Annotated in this window: 9 protein-coding genes; 3 read left to right on the top strand and 6 right to left on the bottom strand. The window is 63.3% G+C overall.

The window, feature by feature from the left end; all coding sequences use genetic code 11:
- The 6 genes from ACN4F8_RS18355 to ACN4F8_RS18330 form a co-directional block, all read right to left on the bottom strand.
- Positions 1–760, bottom strand: a 760-nt coding sequence (locus ACN4F8_RS18355) for a sigma 54-interacting transcriptional regulator (protein WP_419474893.1), incomplete at its 3' end; no start/stop codon positions are given.
- Positions 757–2,865: an XrtA/PEP-CTERM system histidine kinase PrsK gene (gene prsK, locus ACN4F8_RS18350; protein WP_419474892.1), complete on the bottom strand. Its 2,109-nt coding sequence runs from the start codon at positions 2,863–2,865 to the stop codon at positions 757–759. The genes ACN4F8_RS18355 and prsK, both read right to left, overlap by 4 nt.
- Positions 2,866–2,898: 33 nt before the next feature.
- Positions 2,899–4,293 (bottom strand): TIGR03013 family XrtA/PEP-CTERM system glycosyltransferase, encoded by a 1,395-nt coding sequence (locus ACN4F8_RS18345; protein WP_419474891.1) that lies wholly within the window; start codon positions 4,291–4,293, stop codon positions 2,899–2,901.
- A gap of 83 nt (positions 4,294–4,376) precedes the next feature.
- Positions 4,377–6,359, bottom strand: a complete 1,983-nt coding sequence (locus ACN4F8_RS18340) for a hypothetical protein (RefSeq protein ID WP_419474890.1) — start codon at positions 6,357–6,359, stop codon at positions 4,377–4,379.
- The gene (locus ACN4F8_RS18335) at positions 6,356–7,561 is read right to left on the bottom strand and encodes a pyridoxal-dependent decarboxylase, exosortase A system-associated (protein WP_419474889.1); all 1,206 of its coding nucleotides are present in this window, start codon (positions 7,559–7,561) and stop codon (positions 6,356–6,358) included. The genes ACN4F8_RS18340 and ACN4F8_RS18335 overlap by 4 nt, the downstream gene beginning before the upstream one ends.
- Complete coding sequence (locus tag ACN4F8_RS18330) at positions 7,548–9,191, bottom strand: acyl-CoA ligase (AMP-forming), exosortase A system-associated (RefSeq protein WP_419474888.1); 1,644 nt, start codon at positions 9,189–9,191, stop codon at positions 7,548–7,550. Before ACN4F8_RS18330 ends, ACN4F8_RS18335 begins: the two co-directional genes overlap by 14 nt.
- 112 nt (positions 9,192–9,303) lie before the next feature.
- On the opposite strand from ACN4F8_RS18330, the gene ACN4F8_RS18325 reads away from it, so the two are divergent.
- From ACN4F8_RS18325 to ACN4F8_RS18315, 3 genes are all read left to right on the top strand, one after another.
- Positions 9,304–9,564: an acyl carrier protein gene (locus ACN4F8_RS18325; RefSeq protein ID WP_419474887.1), complete on the top strand. Its 261-nt coding sequence runs from the start codon at positions 9,304–9,306 to the stop codon at positions 9,562–9,564.
- The gene (locus tag ACN4F8_RS18320) at positions 9,561–10,439 is read left to right on the top strand and encodes a hydrolase 2, exosortase A system-associated (RefSeq protein ID WP_419474886.1); all 879 of its coding nucleotides are present in this window, start codon (positions 9,561–9,563) and stop codon (positions 10,437–10,439) included. Before ACN4F8_RS18325 ends, ACN4F8_RS18320 begins: the two co-directional genes overlap by 4 nt.
- Positions 10,436–10,816: serine aminopeptidase domain-containing protein (locus tag ACN4F8_RS18315; protein ID WP_419474885.1), on the top strand; the 381-nt coding region annotated here is incomplete at its 3' end. The genes ACN4F8_RS18320 and ACN4F8_RS18315, both read left to right, overlap by 4 nt.

Raw genomic sequence — 10,816 nt, 5'->3', positions numbered from 1 at the left:
GCAGATCGCCGATCTCATCGAGCATCAGGGTGCCACCATTGGCGGTTTCGATCTTGCCCAGCGTGGTCTTGGCCGCCCCGGTAAAGGCGCCTTTCTCGTAGCCGAACAGCTCGCTCTCGAGCAGATTCTCGGGAATGGCCGCGCAATTGATGGCAACAAACCGCCCGGCCTTGCGGTTGGAGGACTGATGCAAACCGCGAGCCAGCACCTCCTTCCCAGTGCCGCTTTCGCCGAGCAGCATGACGGTCGCACCGCTGTTGGCCACTTTTTCAATGGTTCGGCACACCCGCAGCACCTCGGGGTCGCGCGTGATGAGTCCAGCCAGCGTGTCGGGCTGGCGCATGGACTGCAATCGAGCGTTTTCCGTCTGCAGCTCATGCAGGCGAAAAGCTCGCTCCACCGTGAGGTTGAGCATCTCGGGCTCAAACGGTTTGGCAAGAAAGTCATAAGCGCCCATGGCCACCGCCTTGAGCGCATTGGCCTGGCCGTTCTGCCCTGTGAGCACGATCACTTTGGTGTCTGGCGCCGCTGAAAGCATCTGATCCAGCAACTTGAACCCTTCGGATGTGCCGTCAGCATCGGGCGGCAGACCCAGGTCCATGGTGACCACGGCGGGCGCGTGGCGGCGCAACTGGACCAGCGCGGTCTCGCAGTCGTCGGCCGTCACCGATGCAAACTGATCGAGTGACCATTTGATCTGTTTCTGGAGCGCGAGATCATCCTCAACGATCAGCAACTGCGGTCCTTTGTCTGAGCTCATGCCTCTCCCATTTGATGCCAGTTCGATTCGCTGAAAGACTCGATCAGCGGCAGCAGCAGGGTGACGACGGTGCCCTCACCCTCCTTGCTGTCGACCGACACTTTGCCGCCCAGCTCATGCACGTATTGAAAACTCTCGTAGGCGCCGATGCCCATGCCGGCCTCCTTGGTGGTCTGGAACGGCTTGAAGAGCCGCTCTTGCACGAACTGCTCAGACATCCCCATGCCATTGTCCCCGACTTCCACGCGGGCGTGGCTGCCGTAGCGTTCGATCTTGAGCCACACGCGCTGCTGCGCGTCGGTGGCATCCAGCGCGTTGCTCACGAGGTGCCCCATGACCCGTTCAAGACGATCTTCGTGGCCGCGCGTTGCCACGCGAGGCTCCACGTAAAGCTCCAGCTCGCGCCCCCTTCGAGAGACGCTGGAGGCAAGTTCCCGCGCGATTCGGCCCAGGTCCACGCCCACGGCAGCACCGCCCGGAGCAGCACCTTCACGCAACTGCAGCATCAGCTGGCGCATGCGCTCAAGCGAGTTTTCAACTGTCATCAACATGTCAGCCTGAAACTCCGGGTTGTGGCTCAGACGCTTGGCGTTCTTCACCATCAATGACAGCTGGGTCACGATGTTCTTCAGGTCGTGCACCACAAACGCCGACATTCGACTGAAGGCCTCAAATTTGCGCGCCTCCAGGAGCGCCTCGGTCGACTGCACTTGCGCCAGAAAGCTGGCAGCCTGTCGTCCTGCGGTCTTGAGAAGATCCGTCACCTCCCAATTCACGTCCACGCGGGTGCGCGGGCTGCTAAGCACCACGAACCCCAGCAGTTCGTGGCCCAGCCACAAGGGCACCAGCAGCCAGGCCTGAGGCTGAAGCATCAGCCACTGCGGCAACTTCAGGTTTTCATAGCGTTCCGGCTGGCGTCGGTACTCTTCAAGATTGACCACCCAGCCCGTTCGCTGCATGAAGCCCAACAAGGCGGAATCCGCAAGCTCGGTCTCGGAAACGTGAGGAAGGTTCCAGCGCGCGACCTGCCGATACAGCTGCTCGTCGGGGCGCCGCAGCCACAACACCCCCGAAGGACTCTCCAGCATGTCGGCCAGACCCCGGATCACGTTGAGACCCATTTCTCCCGGCACAGCGTTGGCCGACAGGGTCTGGGTGAACTTGAGCCACTCTTCCCGGTAGTCGTAGCGGTAGCTGAAGAAGTGCTTGCCCAGCATCACGCGCAAGCGGGCTCGAAATGTTCGCGACAAGGCGAGCGCCACCAGCAACACGAGCGCCAGAAACACCATGGCCAACTGCAGAGACCGGCCCCAGTCACTCCCGAAGTAGCGCACGTAGTAACCCACGCCGGCAATGAACAGCAGGTAGCCACCGGCCATCAACAGCGTCGCCGAATGGAACACCACCTTGCGCGAAACCCGGATCTTGGAAATCCAGTCCCGGTGACGGGTTGTGGAGAGGAGAAAGAGGGGCATCAAGGCCGCATGCACTAGGCTGCGGATGTTCCATGCATCCTCGTCGATGCCGCTGAAAAGCACCGCCTGCGAGAACACATAAAGATCAAACAGGAAGGTGCCTGCAAGTCCGAGGCAGATGGGCTTGGCGCTCCAGAGCGCGTCTTCTGGCAGGTTGCGAAACAGCTGCTCAACCAGCACCAGGCCCAGCACAGCGAGCAACATCAAGGTCAGAAACAGGCCGACCGGGGCATCGGCGCCTCCCTTGAACCAGATGGCCGTGAACATCAGGCTCAGCAGGCTGAGCACCGGCAGCGCCACCGCCAGAGGCAGCATCCACGGAGCAGCCTCGGGGGTACGGCCCTGCTCGGTGCTGGCGCGGAACAGGTGCACCACGAATGCGAACCAGGCGGCGTAGCGGCAGATATCGGCCACCGCAGACCACACCCACCACACCGGCACAGACAAAGCGACCAGACTCAAAACGGCCCAGGCAGAGGTCAGCACCGCTGCGAGCAGCACGGCCGCGCCGGGCTTGTTGACTGGCGCCTTCAGGTAGCCCTGGAGTCCCACCATCACCGCAAGCAGCGCATATGAGAGGCCCGCCGCTGCGTAGCCCCACACAACGATGGAGTTGCCCAAGCCGTTCATGCCGCACGCCCTGCAAACATGAACCAGGAACGGTTACTGGGCACCTTTGCCCGTCAACACAACCCCGATGGTCTCGAAGAGCACCACGAGATCCAGAAACAGCGAGTGGTTCTTGACGTAGTACAGGTCGTACTGAAGCTTCTCGATGGTGTCTTCGCGAGACGCGCCATATTGATAACTGACCTGCGCCCAGCCCGTCACACCGGGCTTCACGCTGTGTCGCACCGCGTAGAAAGGAATGTCCTGCGTGAGTTGATCGACAAAGTACGGTCGCTCCGGGCGCGGGCCGACCAGACTCATGTCACCCTTGAGCACGCCGAAAAGCTGTGGCAACTCATCGATGCGCAGCTTGCGGATGATGCGTCCAATGCGGGTCACCCGACTGTCAGCGGCGGTGGCCCACTTGGGCACGCCGTCCTTTTCAGCGTCGGTGCGCATGCTGCGGAACTTCACGACACTGAACGTCTGGCTGTTGAGCCCAACACGCTCCTGCCGGTACAGGACCGGGCCGCGGCTCTCCAGCTTGATCGCCACAGCCGTCAGCACCATCAGCGGCAGCGACACCACGATCAGGACGAGGGCCCCGGCGATATCGAACAGCCGTTTGACTGTCGTGCGGACAAACCCCTGGTTGAAGCCCTCTCCGAAGATCAGCCAACCCGCCGAGGCCGACTCCAGGCGGATCTGCCCCAGATTCTGTTCAAAGTAGGTGGCGATATCGGACACCCGCACCCCTTGCAACTTGCAATCAAGCAATTCGCGCATGGGCATGCTGCCGCCGCGGCGCTCACTCAAGGCCACCACGATCTCGTCAACCCCTGCCCTTTGCACGAGATCGTTGAGGCGCTCGCCGGGAGCCAGCGTGGCCCAGGAAGTCACCTTGTGTTCGGTTTCGTTGGGACTGGCAAAGTAGCCGACCAACTCGACGTTTGCGCTGGAGTGCGTCAAAGACTTCCCGACCATCTGTGCACGCTCACCCGTGCCGTAGACCAACACCTTGCGACGGGTGATCGACTTGGGCAGCATTTCGCCGACGAGCACGCGGTGGGTGAGCATGAAACCGGTGGTGCCCAGCACGATCAGGGCAACCCATTTGGCGTCGTAGGAAGGCTCCAGCGGCAACAGCCACAATACCGCGATTGCGATCGCTCCAGACAATACGAAAGACAACACCGCCCGGGCACGCATCTGCCCCGTGGTCTTGCTGCGGGTGCGCTCATAAAAACCGAGGGCTGAATTCACGGCCAGCATGCCGAGCGCCATCAACACGCCTCGCGTCAGGCCTTCGGTCACCACAGAGGCTCCGAGCAACGCGGGATTGGACTGGATGAACAGCGCCAGCATGAGCGCGCCGACCACCAGCCCCATATCAAGCATGACCTGGAGCACCGTTCTACGGTGGAAGTAATGATTAAAGATTTTGATCAAAGCGAAAGTCCCTGAGTATTTTCGAATGATGGCGCTGCAGGACGGACAACGGCACCAAAGACATTACATCGTAATGCAAAGGACTACAACTTGTAACACCGTGAAACATCCTCTATTTGTCCACGAAATCCACTGCTTGACCACAACAAAATCATCAGTATCAAGCTCACACGCGGCACTTCCGTGACACTGATCACGGCGCCAAGAATCAAGATGCCCACCAAGGACGCCGCCATCACCCACGCTTCGGAGTCACCGTATCGCCGCCGTCTCCAGAGGCAGTTCAGGGCCCACAGCACCCACAAGGCAAGAACAAACAAGCCGAGCAGACCCCGTTCGATCAGCACATCCAGGTAGAGATTGTCGATGTGCCAAGGCTGGAACTGTCCCTGAGCCATTGGCAACCAGTGTTGCAGACCCTGGGAGAAATCGGCATTGAGCAGCCGCTGGGCACCGCTTGAATCCCACAGTTCGACGCTCTCGACTTGAATGGTCTGCCCGAGCTGCGCTGGCGAGAGTGCCAGCACGCTCTCCCGCCAGCTCGCAACGCCCTTTGTTCCCTCGGCGATGTTCGGGCCCATGCGCAGTTCGACCCAGCTGCTGCCCGTGTCCGACGAAGGTTTCAACCGTACCCACCGCCGCTGGCACGAAAAATCATGGAGCAGGTGGCGTTCGCACACACTCACCAGCAGCCTGGAGGGTTGCTCAACGTTGGCGCGCAGCCGCACGCGGACAGGGCCGGCGTCGGTGAGGTCGATGCGCTGCGTCAACGCGAACAGATCAGGACGCTGCCCACTACCCCCACCAGAGAGCAATACATGGGGCTGCTGCATCTCGTCCTTGCGCCACGAGACCGCTCCCGGATAGTGCCCATCGGCGACCTCACGGCTGTAGTGCGAAGGAAACCGCCCCATGCCCAGGCCGGCGGTCCAAGCCGTGGGTGTTTGCAACAAATGCAGGCCCGAGCGCCAATGCTGCAGACGCCCGACAAGGTCCGAGTCGGATTGCGCCAAGCGATCGGCCATGAACGAGCCGCCGCCCAACACAAGCGCGCTTTCAAGCAGCAAGGTCGACGCCATGGCGAACAAGGATCGGCGACCCCAGGTCGGTCCAGCGGCGGGCACCAGCTTGAAGAACCAGGCGGTGATGCCCATGAACAGCAAGGCCATCAAGACAGCCAGATACACGCCACGCGAGTACGTGGTGAGCACCACGTAGACCGAGAGCACCATCAAGGCGTTGGCGCCAGCCCAACGCCATGCGGTGGATGATGTCCACATGGCCCACGCGGCAAACGGCACAGCCATGGCCAAGTAGGCGTCGATGGCTCCGCCACCCACGTGCATTTCCCAGAACCAGGCACTGGTGCGGTAAGCACGGCTGAAATCCAGGATGCCGGCATACACCGCGCGCTCCCACAGCGCGACGATGCAGACCAGCCCCAGACCCGCCACCATGCCGCGCGCCACCCGCCGAGGAATGCCGGCCGCGGCGGTGCTGGCCGTGGCTTGCAACAACAACCCCAGCAGCAAGGCCCAGACCATGCTTTTTGCAACGCGCCAGGTGTTCCACGGGCTGTCATACCCGGCGTACATGGCCTCGTTCCACAGGGGGATGGTTGCCCAGTCGATCCCCGCGTCCGACAAACCGCGCGACACACCCACAAGCAGCGACAAGGCCAGCGCACACCACAGCACGGCAAAAACCGTGGGGAATTGCTTGCCATCGCGCGGTGCTTTGTGCCAGACGTCGTGCCCCCAGCGAACAAACGCACCGCCCAGGCACGCCAGCACCATCGCATCGGATTCATCCAGAAGCCACCATCCGGTCCAGGGCGCAAAGCTCATCACCGGCAACGCCGCAGGCAGCAGGAACCACAAGCCCTGCGGCCGAACGGCAATGCCGATCGCGAGCAACAGGGTCACTACCGGGGCGGCCAGCGGCAAGACCGGATGCCGGACAGCAACGCCCAGCGATGCAAGCCCCAACCCTGCGCCCAGCAACAACAGGAGCGCCGACAAAGCGGCCTGCCAGCCTGTCGGCCGCACGGCAGCGCCCAGCGTCAAACGAGCACTTCCGCGCAGCGCGGATGGCCCAGAAAGGCCTGGGGGCTGGCGCTCGGTCCGTAAGCGCCCGACTGGTAAACCACCACCAGATCGCCAGGGTGTGCAGGCGCCAGTTCGGCCCGATCGGCCAACATGTCCAGCGGCGTGCACAGAGGTCCTACAACGGACGCTTTTTCGCGCTCCGTGGCATCCATTTGCGTGCCGATGCACACCGGGTAATTGCGCCGAATCACCTGCCCGAAATTGCCCGAAGCGGCCAAGTGGTGATGCAGACCGCCATCCGTCACCAGAAACACCTGCCCTCGCGACAGTTTGCGGTCGAGCACACGGGCCACATACACCCCGGCCTCGCCAACCAGATAGCGCCCGAGCTCCAGCACCAGGCGGGCGCCCGGCACCTCCCGGGTCATGCTGTTCTGAATGTCCGTCAGCGCTGCCGTGACCGGCGCCAGATCGAGTGCCTTCTCGCCCGGGAAATACGGAATGCCCCACCCACCGCCAAAGTTCACCTGCTGCACCGGCGCAGGCGCGCTGGCGGACAGGCGCACCACGAGCTGATGACACTGCCGCAAGGCCTCTGCGATCGATTCACCGTTCAGGTTTTGCGAACCCGGGTACAGATGGAAGCCTTCAAACTGCAACGCCGCATCGCCCACCGCCTTGAGCACCAGAGGAACCTGCTCGGCGTCCACGCCAAACGGTTTGGCGCCGCCGCCCATGCGCATGCCGGCGCCGCGCAGGTCGAAGTCGGGGTTCACGCGCACGGCGACCCTGGCGGGCAGCCCCAGGCGTTGCGAGGCGCGGGCCAGCAATTCGACCTCGCGCGGCGACTCGAGGTTGATCAGCACACCGGCCGCCACGGCCTGGGTGATTTCCACCTCGCGTTTACCGGGTCCTGCGAAGCTCACATGCGCGGGGTCGGCACCGGCATCCAGCGCCACAGCCATCTCGCCGGCCGACGCCACATCGAGGCCGTCCACCAGCGGCCGCATGAAACCCACCAGCGCGGGCATGGGATTGGCCTTCACAGCGTAGTGCAGGCCGACACCCGCAGGCAACGCCGCCCTCACAGATGCCACGCGCTCGGCCAGCAGCCGGCGGTCGTAGGCGTAAAAGGGCGTTTGCCCGACGCGTTCGGCCAGGCGCGACAGCGGCAAGCCGCCCACACACAGTTCGCCACGGATCGTCTCAGAGGGTCTCATCGTTTTTCTTTCCTGCGGCTTGTTCCCAATCTGCTTTCCATCGGACGCGGTCAAGCTTGCCGTTGGCGTTGCGTGGCAGGGCCTGCGCATGCCAGTGCACGCCCGCCGGCACCATGTAGGCGGGCAAGCTGCTCTTGCAATGGGCCAGCAGAGCCGCCGTGTCCTCTTCCATGGTCGCCACCGCCGCCACCAGAATGACCTGTCCCAGCACCTCGTGCGGCACACCCACAGCCAGCACCTCCTGCACCAGGCCGCTGGCGTGGATGGCCTCTTCCACTTCCGTCGGGCTCACGCGGTAGCCCGAGGTCTTGATCATTTCATCGCGCCGGGCCACAAAGTACAGGAATCCCTCGGCATCGCGCCGCACGGTGTCACCCGAGAAGACGGCGATCTCGGCCCGGCCGACCTCGTCTGCGGTCGTCCTGAGGCCTTTCGGCAGCTCCCTGAAACGCAGAGCTGTCTCTTCAGGCCGCCGCCAGTACCCGAGCGCCACCAGCGGCCCCCGGTGCACCAGTTCACCCTGCTCATCCACACCACACTCGGTGCCATCGGGTCTCAACACGCGGATGTCCGCGTTCGGAATGGCCTTGCCGATCGAGTCTGGCCGGCGATCCACCTCGGACGGCGGCAGGAAGGTCGAGCGAAAAGCCTCGGTCAAGCCGTACATCAGAAACGGTTGCGCTGCTGGTGCCACCTGCCGCAAGCGGTCCAGCGTGGCGCGGGGCATGCGCCCGCCCGTGCAAGCCCAGTAACGCAGGTGCTGCGTGGCCTCGGCAGGCCAGTTCAGCGCTGCGAGCTGCATGTACAGCGCTGGCACCGCCGTCAGCCCCGTCACCCGCTCTTTGACCATCGCCAGCACCACATCGCGAGGCAGCAAGTGGTTGAGCAAAACGACGCGCGCGCCCACCAGAAACGCGGTGGTCAACTGGCTGAAGCCAGCATCGAACGACAGGGGCAACACCGCCAGCAGCGTGTCATCAGACCGGTTGTGCAGGTAGCTGGCCACACTGGTCGCCCCCGCCACCAGGTTGCGGTGCGACAGCACCACGCCTTTGGGCTGCCCGGTACTGCCTGACGTGTAGAAGATGGCAGCGATGTCTGTTTCAAGACCTTGAGGCAATGCCTGAGGCGGTGCCGCCAGCACGTGGGACCATGCATGGAGCTCGAACACCCGTGGTTGAACATCGGTCAGATCGTCACAGCACACCACATGTTGGAGGGTGGTGCACGCACTGAGCGCAGGCAGCAAGGTGCCCAGACGGGACGCCGACGTCACCAGCACCTGCACACCCGCGTCTTGCAGGATGTGAACCACCTGAGCCGCTTTCAGCAACGGATTCACCGGCACCAGCACACCACCTGCGGCACTCACGCCAAAACTGGTCACTGCGGCTTCGACGCGCTTCTCCAGAAACACCGCCACGCGATTGCCGCGAGCCAATCCCATCTGCAAAAGCCCGCTTGCAAAACCCGACACCGAGTGGCCCAAATCGCGGTACGAGCAACGCACCTCTCCTGCGACCAAGGCTTCGTTGTCCGGCCAACTTGCGGCAGCGCGAAGCGGCAACTCGTGCAGCAAAACCGGTGGGAAGCTTTCGCTGAAATCGCGCTCTGTGGGCATGCGGCGCATGTTAAGCCATCGAACCCGATCGCCCGGCCACCTTCACAGGCCCGACACCGCAGTTCTTTAGAATCAGGCGCTACGCCGAGCAGTCTCCAACCCGATACAAGGCCTTCATTCCATGAACGTGTACGAACAGGTCTTGCGCGTGCTGGACAGCGCGCTCAACCTCCAGGGCCGTGCCGCCACATTTGGTCCCGCAACACCGCTGCTCGGCGCACTCCCCGAACTCGACTCCATGGCCGTGCTGGCACTCATCACCGAACTGGAGACTCACTTTGGCATCACCTTCAGTGACGACGACCTCCACGCAGACGTGTTCGCCTCCGTGGGCAGCCTGAGCGCCCTCGTTCAACAGCAACTGGCCCGTCAGGCCACATGACCCCGCCAGGGCGTGAGGCCCTTCCCCAGGCGTTCTTCCTGCCCCTTGAGACGCATTCACAGCGCAAGGGGCAACGCTTCTGCCTCTTTCATCCCCCCGGCGGCGGCATTCCACGCGGGCGTGTGCTGTATTTGCATCCGTTCGCCGAAGAACTCAACACCACCCGGCGCGTGGTGGCGCAACAAGCCCGCGCTCTGGCAGCAGCCGGTTACGCCGTCCTGCAGATCGACTTGACAGGCTGCGGCGACAGCACCGGCGACTTTGCGGACGCCACCTGGACCAGTTGGCTTGAAGACGCAGCACTGGCGCACCGCTGGTTGAGCCAGTCCGCCAGCGGGCCACTCTGGTTGTGGGGCATGCGCTCAGGCGCCTTGCTGGCCACGGCGCTGCTGGACAAGCTTGCCGAACCGGCCCACCTGCTGCTGTGGCAACCCGTGGTCAACGGACAGCAGATGCTGCAGCAGTTCGTTCGTCTGCACGCGGCAAGCCAATGGTTGGGCGCGGGCAACGCCGATGAGCAGTCGCCCACCCAAAGGCTGGCGCTGGGCCAGCCGGTCGAGATCGCGGGGTACACCACCAGCCCTGAATTGGCAGCGGGCCTGGCGCAGTCCCGCCTGCAGCCGCCCGCCACCGGCGCTGCAGGCAGATTGATCTGGATGGACATCACCAAACAAGCAGATGCAGCACTCAATCCCTCGTCTGAGCGAGAAATCAGAGTCTGGCAAAAGGCCGGGTGGCAAACGGAGGCCAGGGCCGTCATCGCGCCGTCTTTCTGGCAAACCGTGACCAACGAAGACGCGCCGGCGTTGATCCGGGCCACCTTGGCAGCCATGACGGCCGCCCACCTCGGTGCGCAAACCACGCAACGGCCATGAACGTTCGCGAACAAGCCATTGCCATTGCCGGCCCCCAGGCCGACATGCTGGGCATTGTCAGCTTGCCGCCCCCCGGCACAGCGCTGCAGCCCACAGCATTGGTGGTGATCGTGGGAGGCGCGCAATACCGTGCGGGCAGCCACAGGCAATTTGTGCAGATCGCGCGCCACGTGGCTGGTGCAGGCTTCCCCGCGCTGCGCTTCGACTTTCCAGGCATGGGCGACAGTCCAGGCCAGCCGCTGGCGTTTGAAGACACGTCGGCTCACATCGCCGCGGCCGTCAACGCCATCCATCAGCACTGCCCGAACGTCAAACAAGTCGTGCTGTTCGGTCTGTGTGACGGAGCCTCCGCCAGCCTTTTGTATGTGCACAACACG

Origin of the sequence: Hydrogenophaga sp. (assembly GCF_048549895.1) — a bacterium.
Lineage (GTDB): Bacteria > Pseudomonadota > Gammaproteobacteria > Burkholderiales > Burkholderiaceae_C > Hydrogenophaga.
The sequence above is the reverse complement of the archived record's forward strand: the minus strand, read 5'-3'. Positions and strand labels throughout refer to the sequence as shown.